Raw genomic sequence first — 12,410 nt, 5'->3', positions numbered from 1 at the left:
GTACTTGAATATAGCGAAGCGGGGGGTTCGGCTGTGGCGGCCCCATCGAGTGTCTCGCTGGTCGTCAGCGACGAACCTCGGGACCGTCCCCTCGAGCGCGTCGCCCCCACCGTTCGAGGACGTACCATCCCCCCGCGAGGAGCGCGATCCCACTCCCGAGCAGGTACCCCACGTCGTGGAGGTCAGTGCTCACCCCCGCGTATCGGGTTGACAGCGGTGGTTGAGTCACGTGGTAGTACCGCCCGTCGTGTGCGACGAGAACGGCGGTCAGGCGTTCGTGTGTGGTGAGTTCCCCCGTTCGAACGAGTTCGCGTAGTCGAGGGGTGGCGGCGGAAACCGCGAGGTCGTCGTAGAACGCGCGGAGTGTGACTCGCTCGGTGGTGACTCGTACCGTCCCGTCTTCCTCGTATTCGTGGAGGCGGTAGACCTCACTCACGTCTGAGGTGGTGCCGCTAGTCCCGACGACGGCATACCGGTGGTCGACGAGCGACCCGGGGAGCGCCGCTTTCGTCCGAGACCCGTTTGCCGCCTCGCGGAGCGCCGTCCGTTCCGGTCGGTCACCGGGACCGTCGCTGGCGATGAACGCCGCCGACGGCCCCGCCAGGTCGACCGTGGTGTCGTCTACGACCACCGCTGCGGCGCCCTCGGAGGAGGCAGACAGCTCTCTCACCTCGTAGGTGTACGTCCTGTCGGGGGTCGTCGCGTCGAGCGCAACGGACCCGCCGATGAGCGCGACCCCAACAGCGACTGCGAGGAGGAGCGTCTTGCGGGAGGGCACTACTGGGTTCGAACGTGTTGGCGGATAAGTATCTTCTGTGGATGGGTGGCAGAGACTCGGGCATTACCGAGCTGCAGATTCAGCCGGGCTATCACCGCTTGCGGAGTCCGACAAGACCCCCGGTTTCACTTCCGGGTGGTGGTGTGCCCTAGTCGTCCAACCACCGCACATATAGCTACGACCAGTTCGTCGCTTCGAGCCGTGAGTCTACAGGGAACCGAAGCACCCGACTTCACGCTCGAACGCACCGCCGGCGACGACGTCACCCTCTCGGAGACGCTGGAGACCGGGCCGACCGTCGTCCTCATCAACCGCGGGACGTGGTGTTCGTTCTGCGCCGAACAACTGCAGACGTTCGACCAGGTCGCCTACGACCTCTGGTTCAACGACGGCGTCGACGTGGTCCCGGTTGTCACGAGCGACCTCGGCGACGCGGTCGAGATGCGCGACCGGTTCGACTTCGACTTCCAACTGGCCGCCGACCCGGAAGGCGAGGTCGCTGCGCGGTACAGCGGGACTGAAGAGACCAGCCACGGCGTGACCGGCATCGCCGGCACCTACGTCGTCGACGAGGGCGGTGTCGTCCAGTACGAACAGGTCGCCGACCACCCGGCCGACCGGACCTACGGAAATTGGGTCCGGTACTTCATCCGCAACGAATACGAGGACGTCTTCGAGAGCTAACCGGCTGTCGCACCTCGGTAGCCGCTACTGGGACACCTCACCAGCGATGGTGAACGTGCTCGCGCGCGTACGCGTCATACGCTTCTTCGACGTGCTGGAACTGCTCCGCCGACAGCGGCGGGAGCGACGCCGCGGCGACGTTGTCGCGGATGTGTTCCGGCGACGTCGACCCGGGGATGATGGTGCTCACGGCGTCGAACGAGAGAATCCAGCGGAGCGTGAACTGCGCGAGCGACACTCCCTCGGGGACGACCTCTGCTATCGAGTCCGCGGCGGCGAGACCGTCTTCGAACGGGATTCCGGCGAACGTCTCGCCCACGTCGAACGCCTCGCCGTTTCGGTTGTAGTTCCGGTGGTCGTCCTCGCCGAACTCGGCGTCTTCGGAGAGCGCACCGGTGAGCAGCCCCGACGCCAGCGGGACGCGGACGATGACGCCGACGTTCCGGCGCTGTGCCTCCCGGAAGAACAGTTCGGCCGGCCGCTGTCGGAGCGGGTTGAAGATTATCTGCACCGTCTCGACACCGTCGTACTCGATGGCTTTGAGGCCGTCTTCGGCCTTCTCGACGCTCACGCCGTAGTGGTCTATCTTCCCGCCGTCGCGGAGGTCAGAGAGCGCGTCGAACACCTCCGGCTGGTAGTACACGTCCCGCGGCGGGCAGTGGAGTTGGACGAGGTCGAGCGAGTCGACACCGAGGTTGTCCCGGCTTCGGTCCACGAACCGTTCGAGGTTCTCGCGGTTGTAGCCGTCCGCCTCGTGCGGGTCGAGTCGTCGCCCCGCCTTGGTGGCGACGGTGACGTCGTCGTCGCGGTCGTCGAGCACGTCGCCGATTCGGCGTTCGCTGTCGCCGTCGCCGTACACGTCCGCGGTGTCGAGGAAGTTGATGCCCGCGTCGAGTGCGGCTTCGATGGCGTCGTACGCTTCCTCGTCGGTCACCGGGCCCCAGCTACCGCCGAGTTGCCACGTTCCCAGCGCGACCTCAGAGACGTCGAATCCAGTCGTACCGAGCGGTCGAGAATCCATGGCGTCCGATTTCGAACAGACGGGGGTAAATGACGGGGTCGCGGCGAGATATACGCCGATTGTTCGTGAGGATTCTAGCGGGGTAGAATCTGACCGCTCTCCCCGATTTGAACTCACTCGCAACGCTTCGCGTCGCTCGCTGCTCAAATCGGGTCGAGAAGTCCGTCACATGCAACATCGCTCGCTGCGCTCGCGGGTGTTGAAGTTCAGTCCGCTCTCCCCGATTTGAACCCAGTCAGACGACGCGTTCACTTCGTTCACGCGCTGCGACTGACCTGCTCAAACCGGCTCGACCGGGTTTTGCAAGCAAAATCCGCTCTCCCCGATTTGAACGGGGGACAAGCCGATCTACAGTCGGCTGCTCTGCCAGGCTGAGCTAAGAGCGGTCACCGATTGCTATCCGGTCGATGCGTTTAACCATTATCATTCTCGCCGCCGCGTGCACCGTGCATGTGTGCCGTGTGTCAGACAGGTGCGAACATTGATATGCCGCCGAGATAATCCCGGAGTAATGAGTAAAATCACGTTCCGCGCCGACGACGCCCTCGTCGAGCGCTTGGACCGCCTCGACACCTCGAAAAGCGAGGTGATGCGCGAGGCGCTCCGCCGGTACCTCGACGACCTGGAACGTGACGACGCCGCGGACGACGACGCGTCCGACACCGACGGCCTCGACGGCGCGCTCTCGGCGCGGGTCGAGGAACTCGTCGACGAGCGACTCGACGAACGACTCCCGACGCTCGTCGAGGAAGCGGCGGCGGCCCGCGAGTCCGAGCGTCCGACGCCCTCGGACCTGAACGTCAACATCAACGTCGATGGTTCGAACGGCGAATCACGCGTAAACGCGGGTGTAGCCCGGGAAGAAAACCCGAATACGGTTCGTAAGACACGGGACGAACTGCAGTCGTCAAAGGCTGACGACCGCGAGATGAGCTGTGGCCAATGTGGCGAATCCGTGGGGAAGGACCACGTGTACTGCCCGAACTGCGGCGAGAAAACCTCCCATCGCGTGTTCTGCGAGTGCGGCGACGAACTCCGCTCCGACTGGGCGTTCTGCCCCGACTGCGGTCGCCGGACGCCCGCAGCCGACGTTCTGGAATGAGCATAACCGGCGATTAAAGCGTCCTATACGGGATATTCAGCCCCGTCTTACAATCGCCGTTACATTTATATTCTATCCCTCTGTGGTGATTATCGCGTAAGACGGTTGTCTTACAGCCACCCGACGGCGGCCCGCATCCCGGCGTCGTCCGTCGGTTTTCGGGTGTAAGACACTCGCACACGAGTGCGGCGCGCCGTCTTACCGGGGGAATGTAAACATGGAGCGTGTGACACTACGAATTCCGAAGCAGCAAATCGAGGAGGTCGAGCGGATGGTCGAGACGGGAGAGTTCCCGAACCGATCCGAAGCCATCCGTTCAGCCGTTCGCGATATGCTCAACGAACAGACTACTGACAAGCGACAGCGCGAATCTACCAGCAAGCGCGGCTGGGCAAAGGTGTAACTATGCAGGATATCGTTCGCGAGGCGATGGAACGGGACGAGGCCGAGCGCAAGACGCAGTCGTCGCTCGACGACAGCGACGACCAGTTCGGTGACCCGCGAATCGTCATCGTCGGCGCCGGTGGTGCTGGCAACAACACCATCAACCGCCTGTACAACATCGGTGTCGAGGGGGCCGACACGGTCGCCATCAACACCGACAAGCAGCACCTGAAGATGATCGAAGCGGACACGAAAATCCTCGTCGGGAAGTCCCTGACGCAGGGTCTCGGCGCCGGTGGTGACCCGTCGATGGGTGAGCGTGCGACCGAGATGGCACAGGGCACGATCAAAGACGTGCTCGGCGACGCCGACCTCGTGTTCGTCACCGCGGGGATGGGTGGTGGCACCGGTACCGGTGCGGCCCCCGTCGTCGCGAAGATCGCAAAGGAGCAGGGCGCAATCGTCGTGGGCATGGTCTCGACCCCGTTCAACGTCGAGCGCGCCCGCACGGTCAAGGCCGAGGAGGGACTCGAAAACCTCCGCAACGAGGCCGACTCCATCATCGTGCTGGACAACAACCGCCTCCTCGATTACGTCCCGAACCTGCCCATCGGCAAGGCGTTCTCGGTCATGGACCAGATTATCGCCGAGACCGTCAAGGGCATCTCGGAGACGATTACCCAACCGTCGCTCATCAACCTCGACTACGCCGACATGTCGACAATCATGAATCAGGGCGGCGTCGCGGTGATGCTCGTTGGCGAGACGCAAGACAAGAACAAGACCCAAGAGGTGGTCAACGACGCGATGAACCACCCGCTTTTGGACGTGGACTACCGCGGTGCGTCCGGCGGTCTCGTCCACATCACGGGCGGCCCCGACCTCACGCTGAAGGAGGCCGAGGGAATCGCGAGCAACATCACCGAACGGCTGGAAGCCGCCGCGAACGTCATCTGGGGCGCTCGCATTCAGGACGAGTACAAGGGGAAAGTCCGCGTCATGGCCATCATGACGGGCGTCCAGTCCGCGCAGGTCCTCGGCCCGACGACGCAGAAGCAGGCCGACAAGTCGCGTCAGAGCATCCAGTCGCGCGAGTCGCAGCAACAACAGCACTCGGGTTCAAGCTCGGAGTTCGATAGCTCGGAACGAGCCCAGACGGCGCAGAGCGGCACGTGGTCCGACGGCGGCCGCGACGAGGTCGAGAAGAACAACGGTCTCGACGTCATCCGGTAACGCCCTGTCTGACCCGCGCGGACGCCGCCGAGCCCGTCGGGTACACTCGTGGGTTCTTTTTCGCTGACGCGGTTCTCCGACCGTGAGCGTCGACGACAGCTCGGTCGGTGTGACCTCACCCGTCGCTGTCTGACTGTCCGACTCGTAAGACACGGCGAGAAATCGGCGTTCCGTACCGCTCAGACCGCTTCTATCGACTCGATGAGCCGGCACTTCCGACAGACGTCGCCGGCGGTCTTCGACCCGCAGCGCTCGCAGTCGTTGAGGTCGACGCGGCCCTCGCCGCGGTACTCGCGGGCGGTCAGTTCGGCTAACTCCTCGTAGCCGGCCATGATGGAGTGGCGGGTGCCGGGGTGGTTCTCTTCGAGTTTCAACAGCAACTGCTGAATCTCGCCGCGGTAGGCCTCCGAGGAGTGGGGGCACTCGGTGATGTGCGCCGGGAGGTCCTTCAGGTGGGCGTAGAGCGCGACTTCCTTTTCGGGCACGTCGCGCAGCGGCTTGGCCCGCGGGATGAACTCCCCGGCGTCGCGGCGCTTTTCGAAGTCGCCGATGCTGGCGTCGAAGTGCTTTGCGACCTGCTTGAGGTCGCCCTCGAAGAAGTTCATGAGCGCCGTCTGCGCCTCGTCGTCGAGGTTGTGGCCCGTGAGCAGTTTGTCCGCCCCGAGCTCGTCGGCGAAGCGTTCGAGCAGGTCGCGGCGGAACACGCCGCAGTAGGCGCAGGCGGCCATGTCCTCGGGGTCCTTTTCGACCACGTCGTCCATCTGGACGCCGAACTCGTCTTCGTAGGTGACCAGTTCGTGGTGGATGTCGAGGTCTTCCGCGAGTTCGACGCAGGCGTCGACGGACTTGTCGCGGTAGCCCTCGATGCCCTCGTGGATGGTGAGGGCGACGAGTTCGATTCGGGGGTCTCGACCGAACGTGTCGTCGAGGATGTGTGTGAGGACGACGCTGTCCTTGCCGCCGGAGAGTCCGATAACCCACGTCTGAGGGTTCTCCGGGCTGGCGTCGCGGGGCAGCATGTTGTCCTCGCGGATGCGGCGGCGCACGCGTTTCTCGACCGAGGCGCAAAAGTGGTCTTCGCAGAGGTGGGCCCCGGAGTAGGCCGCGTGCATCACCGCGTCGCGGCCGCACTTGTCGCACTCCATTGCCGGTCGCTTGCCCGGCGGGAGGGATACGGGTTTCGCCTCGGGGCGGGCGTCGCTCGCTCGACCGACGAACCCACCGCGCTCGGTCACACCCATCACGCTCGGTCGCAACCGGTTTGACCCTCCGAACCCCACGGACAGTCGATGGACAGAGACGCCGCCCTCGACCGAGTCGACGCCGTCGTCGACGCCGTCGAGTCCGAGACGCTCCCCGTTCCGGTCCGCGAGGTGTGGGTCTACGGCGACGTGGCGCTCGGCCTCGACCCCCTCGACCGACTCGACGTGTACGTGACGAAAGACATCCTCCTCCGCGGCGACCCCGACGCGGCCGAGGCGTTCGAGCGGTCCCACGGCGTGAAGGGCGTCGGCAAGAGCGTCCGCGCCGAGTGGGCGCGCGAGCATCCCGACCTGCTGCGAGCCAACGCGAACGGCTACGCGGCCCCCGAGAAATGCCTCGCCGCTCACCTGCTCCCCGACGACGACGAACCGGTCCACCTCGAAGTGTGCAACGCCTCGTTCGAGGACAACGTCACCCAGCGGCTGAAGGGCGCGGTCGCCCGCGAGGCCTACGAACAGATTCTCGACCCCCGCGGCGTCTGCCTCTACGCCGACGGCCAGCGCTCGCCCGACGCGATGTCGAAACTCCGGAACAGCGAGTTCGCCTTCCCGACGCTCTCGGGCGCGCTGGAGATGCTCGGGCTGGAAGGCGACGAGGCCGAGACGGCCGTCGAGGCGATGCGAGCCTACCGGGCCGAGCAGACCGGCACGTCGGTCCGCGGCGACGTGGTCTGAGGGCGGAACCGAGCCGGGCCGACCGGCTACCAGTCGCGGGCGTCGTCGCGGCCGCGGTCGCGGTCGTCGATGCGCTCGGAGCCCCAGCCAGAGCCGTCACCTCGGTCGTTCTCGTCCGGGCGGCGGTCGGTTCCGCGACCGTGTTTTTCGTTGTACCGCATCCCCTCGTCTCGGGCGCGGCGTTCCGCCTCCTCGCGACTCATCGTCGGTAAGTCGCTCGTCTCGGCTTGAATCGCGGCGTAAAGGGCGATTGCGGCACCGATGCTGAGGAGGACGAAGAGGAAGAACACGAGACCACCGGCGGGCATGTGCGTACTCGCGGGCGGGAGGCAAGAAATCGTTTTGGAGGTGGTTTTTTCACTGGAGTAGTTCAACTACCCAACATGAGCCCTCCACCAAGTGCCGACCGCGACGGCTGTCCGAAGTGCGGCCACTCCGAGACCGAAATCGACTCCATCGCGACCTCGGGGACCGGTCTCTCCAAGATGTTCGACATTCAGAACCGCCAGTTCACCGTCGTCTCGTGTGCGAACTGCGGCTACTCGGAACTCTACCGCGGGCAGTCGAGCGGGAACTTCGTCGACCTGTTCCTCGGCTGAGCGACCACGCTGCGCCGGTTACGATTCCGCGCCGCCGTCCTCGGACATCCATTTTTCGCCCCACTCCGAGATGTCGTCGAACGCCGGTAGCAGCTCTTCGCCCTTCTGCGTGAGCGAGTAGTACACCGCGATTGGACTGCCGTCTTCGACCTCCCGCTCGACGTACCCCAGTTCTTGGAGGTCGTCCAGCACGCGCGAGAGCGTCTGGGAGTTCGCGCCGCTCGCGCGCTTGAGTTCGTTGAACCGGAGGTCGCCCTCACGCAGCACGTGGATGACCGTCATCCGCCACCGCGAGCCGATTTCTTCGAGCGTCTTGATGACCGGACACTGTTCGTACTTCGTTTCGAGGTTCTGGTGCGGTGACATCGGCGTGACCTACTCATACCGAGGTTCGCTTAGATATAATAAACTCACCCTCGTTGACCAAGTATGACGATGTGACCGCATCGTCGCGGCGAACCGAGCGGCGAACACACTCACGACACACAACACACCCACCATGAACGTACTCCTCCTCGGTGCGAGCGGCCGAATCGGCACGCGAATCGCGAACGAACTCCTGAACCGCGGCCACGCGGTGACCGGCGTCTCCCGAAGCGGCGACGTCGACGGCGTCGACGACCCCGACTTCTCGGCGGTCGCCGGCGACGCGACCGACGCCGACCAAATCGCGCGACTCGCCGCGGGGCACGACGCGGTCGCCTCCGCGCTCGGCCCGGGCGACGACGAGTCGCCGGAGGTCCTCGTCGAGATGCTCGACGCCGTCGTCGACGGGATGCGCCGCGCCTCGGTCGACCGCCTCGTCTGGACCGGCGGCGCGGGCATCCTGAACGTCGCCCCCGACACGCGGCTCATCGACTCGCCGGAGTTCCCCGACGAGTGGAAGCCGGTCGCCAGCGCCGCCATCGAGGCGTACGGCCTGCTCGAAGACGCCGACGACCTGCGGTGGACCTACGTCGCGCCCGCGGCGTTCATCGAACCCGGCGAGCGGACCGGCGAGTTCCGGACCGCGCTCGGCGAACTCGTCGCCGACGAGGACGGCGAGAGCCGCATCTCCATGGAGGACTTCGCAATCGCGTTCGCGGACGAACTGGAGAGCGGCGACGCAGTCCACGAACAGCTCGCGGTCGGCTACTGAACAGATAGCTTTTTTCGGCCGTCGAGTCGGGTCGCGTTGAATCGGTCCGGCGGTGACCCGACTACACTCGCCCCGTCGTCACGTCGAACGGGACGACCTCGGCCCGGCGGTACTCCCCGTCACGAATCTGCTGGACGACTTCGCGCCCCATCTCCCGCCACTCGCGGCGGACGGACTCGTAGGAGTCGTCGTCGAGGCCGCGGCGGAGGTCGGCCTCGTGGCGGTCGAGCCCCTCGCCGGTCGCCTTCTTGGCCGCGCTCCGCACGTCGTGGTCGTCGTACGGCGGCTCGGTCAGCTTCCGGTGGTGGTACCGGCGGGTTCCGACGACCGAGAGGCCGGCGTCGGCGAACAGCCCGCGGACGCGGTCGCCGAGCGCCACGTCGGTCGCCACGCCGTCGCGGAACGCGTCTCTGACGCGGCGGTCGAGCGCGGCCTCGGCCTCGACGGTCGAGTCGACGCCGACGGCGGCGTTGTCGGGTTCGACCGTCGCCACGAGGTCCGACGAGACGCGGGCGAACTCGGAGAGCGCGGCGGTCGGGTCGGGGAGGTTCACGAGGAGCGCCTGACAGACGACCAAATCGAAGCTGTCGGCGGCGAAGGGAAGTCGGGTCGCGTCGCCGGCGACCGCCTCGATTCCGGCGCGGTCGCTGGCGACAGAAAGCAGGTCGGTGTCGGCGTCGACGCCGACGACGCGGGCGTCCGAGGCCTCCGCGAGGACGCGCGTGAACTCGCCGGTCCCGCAGCCCACGTCGAGGATGCGAGCCCGGCCGTCGAGGTCGAGGTCGGCGAGGGCCGCGCGGGAGTCGTCCCACATGCCCGCTCGCGTCCGCCGGAGGTACGATTCCGAGAAACGTCGCACACGCGGTGTCGGGCGCGGCGACCCAAAAAACAGTCGATGCGACGGGTCAGTGACTCCCCGTCCGGTGTCTTACTCCGCGTCGGCGCGGAGTTCGCGGACGCGCTCGATGTTCCACGCGAAGCCCTTGCCGTCCTCGGTGGGCGTCTCCAGGACGAGCGGCACGTCGTTGTCGACGATGGCGTCGTGGTTGATGAACGCGCGCATGCCCGCCTCGCCGATGAGCCCCTCGCCGATGAGGGCGTGTTCGTCCTTGTTCGTCCCGCACTCGTGTTTCGAGTCGTTGAGGTGGACGCACTTGAGGTGCTCCAGACCGACCTCGGCGTCGAGTTCCTCGAACGTCTCGTCGACGCCCGCCGCCGTCGAGAGGTCGTAGCCCGCGGCGAACGCGTGGGCCGTGTCGAGACAGACGTCGAGGTCCTGTTCGGACTCCTCGAGGACGTAGCCGAGGTGGGCGAAGTCGTCGCCCATCTTCGTCCCCGACCCCGCGTCGGACTCGATGAGAACGGTGACGCCGTCGGGGATGTCGAGGTCGTCGAGGACGGAGACGGCGTTGTCGAGGCCCTGCTGTTCGCCCGCGCCGGTGTGGGCACCGAGGTGGACGTTCACGTACTCGATGCCGAGTTTGTCGGCCATATCGACCTCCGTCTGCATCGAGTCCAGCGACTTCTGTCGGAGGCCGTCTTTGGGCGTACAGAGATTGACGAGGTACGACGAGTGGATGACCCACGGCCCCGACAGTTCGTCGGCGGTCTCCTCGCGGAACAGTTCGGCCTCCTCGTCGGAGATGTCGGGGTCGCGCCACACCTGCGGCGAGGTGGTGAAAATCTGCCCGCAGTTGCCGCCGAAGGCGACCTGCCGGAAGACGGCGTTGGCGACGTTACCGTGCGGTGGGGTCTCGTCGTCGGAGGAGACCTTCGAACTGGACATCGAGACGTGTGCGCCGACGTGCATGCAGAGTCCGACGGCGTACCCGAACAAAGGGACTTCGGAGTCGGCGGCGACGGCGACGGGAGCGGTGGCGGCCGGTCAGTCGGACCGCGACCCCGGACGCCGGCGTACCCAGTCGTCAGCGCGGTACTTCTCGTCGACCTTCGCGCGCGCCCGGTCGAGTTCGTCGTCGGTCCACGACCCCTCGTCGGCGTCGACGAACCCCGAGAGCGACTCGGTGAGCGCCGCGACGAACTCCTCGCGGGAGGCGTCGACGAGTTCGTCGATGCCGACGACGCGCTCGCGGAACGCCTCGGGCGTCACGTCGTGGCCGTCGAACACGTCGAGGTGGGTCTCGGCGTCCACCGAGTAGGTGAGCGAGCCGTGCTGGACGACGGCGTCGCGGCGGCGGTACTGGGCGTTGCCCGCGACCTTCCGGCCCGCGGCGACCATGTCGTGGGCGGGGTGGAGCGCCCGCAGGTAGCAGGCGGGATGCCAGATGACGGGCACGTCGTCGTCGACGAAGTCCACGTCCACGCCGACCGCGCGAATCGCGTCGAGAATCGGCTCGCACAGGAGGTGATAGCAGTCCATGAGGTCGCCCGGCAGCTCCGATTTCGGCGCGGCGATGGAGTAGGCCACGTCGCCGTGGCGGTCGTGGTAGATGCCGCCGCCTCCCGTCTGTCGGCGGGTCACGTCGATTCCCTCGCGTTCGCAGTAGTCCCAATCGACGGTCTCGGGGTCCTGTCCGTAGCCGAGCGAGAGGCAACTCGGCTCCCACGAGTAGACGCGGACGGTCCGGGGGCCGCCCGCGGCGGCCGTCTCGCCCGCGACCTCGTCGAGCGCCATCTGCATCGGCCCCGGTCGGACCTCCTCGCGAATCACGCGCCACTCGCGGTCGGCAATCGACCCCTGCGAGTCGTTCATACGTCGGCTTCGTCCATCCAGGAGAAAGCGATTTCGACGCTCGGCCGCGAGCCGTCCGGCCTCGTCGCGACGGTCACCGGTCGGGCGGCCGACCGGCGGCGCAGTCGACGCGGCCGGCGCGGCCGACGCGAGCGATTCGATTAAACCGCACCGCGGTGACGTGGAACCATGAAGTTCAACCGCGTCGCCCTCGCCGCGACCGACCCCATCTCGCTGTGTGAGTTCTACGTCGAGACGCTCGGGTTCGCGCCGGTCACCGGGTCACAACGCTCTGCGACCGCCGGAGAGACGACCCTGTGGTTCGAACTCGGCGACGCCGACCCCGGCCACCTCGCCTTCACCGTCTCGGCCGCGGTCGACTCCGTTGTCGCGTGGTTAGACGAGCGCGCGGGCGTTGACGTGCTCGACACCGACGGGGGGCCGAGCGTCCGGTTCGACTTCCTCGGCTGCGACTCCGTCTACTTCGAGGACCCCGAGGGCAACGTCATCGAGTACGTCTGCTACGACGGCGACGCCACGGGCGAGTTCGACCCGGCGACCGACCTCCGCGGCGCGACCGAGGTCGGGATGGCGGTCCCGAACGTCGAGGAGTTCGTGGCGTCGATGACCGAGGCCCTCGGCATCGAGCCGCTGGAGTCGTTCGAGGGCGGCGACCTCGTGTTCGTCGGCGACCGAGACGCCCGCTTCGTCGTCTCGCCGGTCGGCCGCGCGTGGTACCCGACCGACAGCGAGGCGACGGTTGGCCCGGTCTCTGCGCAGTGCGACGCCGACGGCGTCTTCGACCCCGAGGGACTTCCGTACCGCGTCAACGTCGAGTGACA

At 66.5% G+C, this 12,410-nt stretch carries 16 protein-coding genes and 1 tRNA gene; 8 read left to right on the top strand and 9 right to left on the bottom strand.

Going from position 1 to position 12,410, the window contains the following annotated elements; all coding sequences use genetic code 11:
- Positions 1-64: 64 nt before the first annotated feature.
- Complete coding sequence (locus tag ABY42_RS02730) at positions 65-778, bottom strand: hypothetical protein (RefSeq protein ID WP_004973167.1); 714 nt, start codon at positions 776-778, stop codon at positions 65-67.
- 201 nt (positions 779-979) lie between these two features.
- Here ABY42_RS02730 and ABY42_RS02725 point away from each other — a divergent pair, with 201 nt between their 5' ends.
- Positions 980-1,462 carry a peroxiredoxin family protein gene (locus ABY42_RS02725; protein ID WP_050458659.1) on the top strand — a complete coding sequence of 161 codons (483 nt, stop codon included), beginning with the start codon at positions 980-982 and terminating at the stop codon, positions 1,460-1,462.
- 37 nt (positions 1,463-1,499) lie between these two features.
- Here ABY42_RS02725 and ABY42_RS02720 read toward each other — a convergent pair whose 3' ends face one another.
- Positions 1,500-2,483, bottom strand: a complete 984-nt coding sequence (locus ABY42_RS02720; RefSeq protein WP_004973170.1) for an aldo/keto reductase — start codon at positions 2,481-2,483, stop codon at positions 1,500-1,502.
- A gap of 312 nt (positions 2,484-2,795) precedes the next feature.
- Positions 2,796-2,869 (bottom strand) — tRNA-Tyr (locus ABY42_RS02715).
- A 125-nt stretch (positions 2,870-2,994) separates the two neighbouring features.
- Between ABY42_RS02715 and ABY42_RS02710 the strand changes: the two genes are divergently transcribed.
- The 3 genes from ABY42_RS02710 (at position 2,995) to ftsZ (ending at position 5,202) form a co-directional block, all read left to right on the top strand.
- A complete protein-coding gene (locus ABY42_RS02710; RefSeq protein ID WP_004973173.1) occupies positions 2,995-3,585 on the top strand; it encodes a double zinc ribbon domain-containing protein in 591 nt (196 codons plus the stop codon).
- Positions 3,586-3,802: 217 nt separating this feature from the next.
- Complete coding sequence (locus ABY42_RS02705) at positions 3,803-3,988, top strand: ribbon-helix-helix domain-containing protein (RefSeq protein WP_004973176.1); 186 nt, start codon at positions 3,803-3,805, stop codon at positions 3,986-3,988.
- A 2-nt stretch (positions 3,989-3,990) separates the two neighbouring features.
- Entirely contained in the window at positions 3,991-5,202 is a 1,212-nt protein-coding gene (gene ftsZ, locus ABY42_RS02700; RefSeq protein ID WP_004973177.1) for a cell division protein FtsZ, read from the top strand.
- A 179-nt stretch (positions 5,203-5,381) separates the two neighbouring features.
- On the opposite strand, the gene ncsA is transcribed toward ftsZ, so the two are convergent.
- Entirely contained in the window at positions 5,382-6,347 is a 966-nt protein-coding gene (ncsA, locus tag ABY42_RS02695) for a tRNA 2-thiolation protein NcsA (protein WP_050459880.1), read from the bottom strand.
- A 144-nt stretch (positions 6,348-6,491) separates the two neighbouring features.
- Here ncsA and ABY42_RS02690 point away from each other — a divergent pair, with 144 nt between their 5' ends.
- Entirely contained in the window at positions 6,492-7,139 is a 648-nt protein-coding gene (locus tag ABY42_RS02690) for a DUF7095 family protein (protein ID WP_004973183.1), read from the top strand.
- Positions 7,140-7,165: 26 nt separating this feature from the next.
- Here the strand turns inward: ABY42_RS02690 and ABY42_RS02685 are convergent, their stop codons facing one another.
- Positions 7,166-7,447, bottom strand: coding sequence for a hypothetical protein (locus ABY42_RS02685; RefSeq protein WP_050458658.1), 282 nt, complete (start codon positions 7,445-7,447; stop codon positions 7,166-7,168).
- Positions 7,448-7,522: 75 nt separating this feature from the next.
- Here ABY42_RS02685 and ABY42_RS02680 point away from each other — a divergent pair, with 75 nt between their 5' ends.
- Positions 7,523-7,738 carry a zinc ribbon domain-containing protein gene (locus ABY42_RS02680; protein ID WP_004973188.1) on the top strand — a complete coding sequence of 72 codons (216 nt, stop codon included), beginning with the start codon at positions 7,523-7,525 and terminating at the stop codon, positions 7,736-7,738.
- Positions 7,739-7,756: 18 nt separating this feature from the next.
- On the opposite strand, the gene ABY42_RS02675 is transcribed toward ABY42_RS02680, so the two are convergent.
- The gene (locus ABY42_RS02675) at positions 7,757-8,104 is read right to left on the bottom strand and encodes a winged helix-turn-helix transcriptional regulator (RefSeq protein ID WP_004973197.1); all 348 of its coding nucleotides are present in this window, start codon (positions 8,102-8,104) and stop codon (positions 7,757-7,759) included.
- A 133-nt stretch (positions 8,105-8,237) separates the two neighbouring features.
- On the opposite strand from ABY42_RS02675, the gene ABY42_RS02670 reads away from it, so the two are divergent.
- A complete protein-coding gene (locus ABY42_RS02670; RefSeq protein ID WP_050458657.1) occupies positions 8,238-8,876 on the top strand; it encodes an NAD(P)-dependent oxidoreductase in 639 nt (212 codons plus the stop codon).
- 61 nt (positions 8,877-8,937) lie between these two features.
- Here ABY42_RS02670 and ABY42_RS02665 read toward each other — a convergent pair whose 3' ends face one another.
- The 3 genes from ABY42_RS02665 to ABY42_RS02655 all read right to left on the bottom strand — a co-directional run bounded on the left by ABY42_RS02665 (position 8,938) and on the right by ABY42_RS02655 (position 11,589).
- Positions 8,938-9,690 carry a class I SAM-dependent methyltransferase gene (locus tag ABY42_RS02665; RefSeq protein ID WP_049905018.1) on the bottom strand — a complete coding sequence of 251 codons (753 nt, stop codon included), beginning with the start codon at positions 9,688-9,690 and terminating at the stop codon, positions 8,938-8,940.
- A 114-nt stretch (positions 9,691-9,804) separates the two neighbouring features.
- On the bottom strand, positions 9,805-10,686 hold the full coding sequence (locus tag ABY42_RS02660; protein WP_050458656.1) for a deoxyribonuclease IV: 882 nt from the start codon (positions 10,684-10,686) through the stop codon (positions 9,805-9,807).
- A gap of 75 nt (positions 10,687-10,761) precedes the next feature.
- A complete protein-coding gene (locus ABY42_RS02655) occupies positions 10,762-11,589 on the bottom strand; it encodes a lipoate--protein ligase family protein (RefSeq protein WP_050458655.1) in 828 nt (275 codons plus the stop codon).
- Between the two features lie 168 nt (positions 11,590-11,757).
- Between ABY42_RS02655 and ABY42_RS02650 the strand changes: the two genes are divergently transcribed.
- A complete protein-coding gene (locus tag ABY42_RS02650) occupies positions 11,758-12,408 on the top strand; it encodes a VOC family protein (RefSeq protein ID WP_050458654.1) in 651 nt (216 codons plus the stop codon).
- The last annotated feature ends 2 nt before the right edge of the window (positions 12,409-12,410 follow it).

This window comes from Haloferax gibbonsii, from assembly GCF_001190965.1.
Taxonomy (GTDB): Archaea; Halobacteriota; Halobacteria; order Halobacteriales; family Haloferacaceae; genus Haloferax; species Haloferax gibbonsii.
This window is presented reverse-complemented; position numbering and strand designations above follow the sequence as displayed.

Excerpts from the sequence above, each read along its gene's own strand:
- ABY42_RS02720 (WP_004973170.1), bottom strand. The coding sequence starts at position 2,483 with ATGGATTCTCGACCGCTCGGTACGACTGGATTCGACGTCTCTGAGGTC.
- ABY42_RS02710 (WP_004973173.1), top strand. The coding sequence starts at position 2,995 with ATGAGTAAAATCACGTTCCGCGCCGACGACGCCCTCGTCGAGCGCTTG.
- ABY42_RS02705 (WP_004973176.1), top strand. The coding sequence starts at position 3,803 with ATGGAGCGTGTGACACTACGAATTCCGAAGCAGCAAATCGAGGAGGTC.
- ftsZ (WP_004973177.1), top strand. The coding sequence starts at position 3,991 with ATGCAGGATATCGTTCGCGAGGCGATGGAACGGGACGAGGCCGAGCGC.
- ncsA (WP_050459880.1), bottom strand. The coding sequence starts at position 6,347 with ATGGAGTGCGACAAGTGCGGCCGCGACGCGGTGATGCACGCGGCCTAC.
- ABY42_RS02690 (WP_004973183.1), top strand. The coding sequence starts at position 6,492 with ATGGACAGAGACGCCGCCCTCGACCGAGTCGACGCCGTCGTCGACGCC.
- ABY42_RS02685 (WP_050458658.1), bottom strand. The coding sequence starts at position 7,447 with ATGCCCGCCGGTGGTCTCGTGTTCTTCCTCTTCGTCCTCCTCAGCATC.
- ABY42_RS02680 (WP_004973188.1), top strand. The coding sequence starts at position 7,523 with ATGAGCCCTCCACCAAGTGCCGACCGCGACGGCTGTCCGAAGTGCGGC.
- ABY42_RS02675 (WP_004973197.1), bottom strand. The coding sequence starts at position 8,104 with ATGTCACCGCACCAGAACCTCGAAACGAAGTACGAACAGTGTCCGGTC.
- ABY42_RS02670 (WP_050458657.1), top strand. The coding sequence starts at position 8,238 with ATGAACGTACTCCTCCTCGGTGCGAGCGGCCGAATCGGCACGCGAATC.
- ABY42_RS02665 (WP_049905018.1), bottom strand. The coding sequence starts at position 9,690 with ATGTGGGACGACTCCCGCGCGGCCCTCGCCGACCTCGACCTCGACGGC.
- ABY42_RS02660 (WP_050458656.1), bottom strand. The coding sequence starts at position 10,686 with ATGCACGTCGGCGCACACGTCTCGATGTCCAGTTCGAAGGTCTCCTCC.
- ABY42_RS02655 (WP_050458655.1), bottom strand. The coding sequence starts at position 11,589 with ATGAACGACTCGCAGGGGTCGATTGCCGACCGCGAGTGGCGCGTGATT.
- ABY42_RS02650 (WP_050458654.1), top strand. The coding sequence starts at position 11,758 with ATGAAGTTCAACCGCGTCGCCCTCGCCGCGACCGACCCCATCTCGCTG.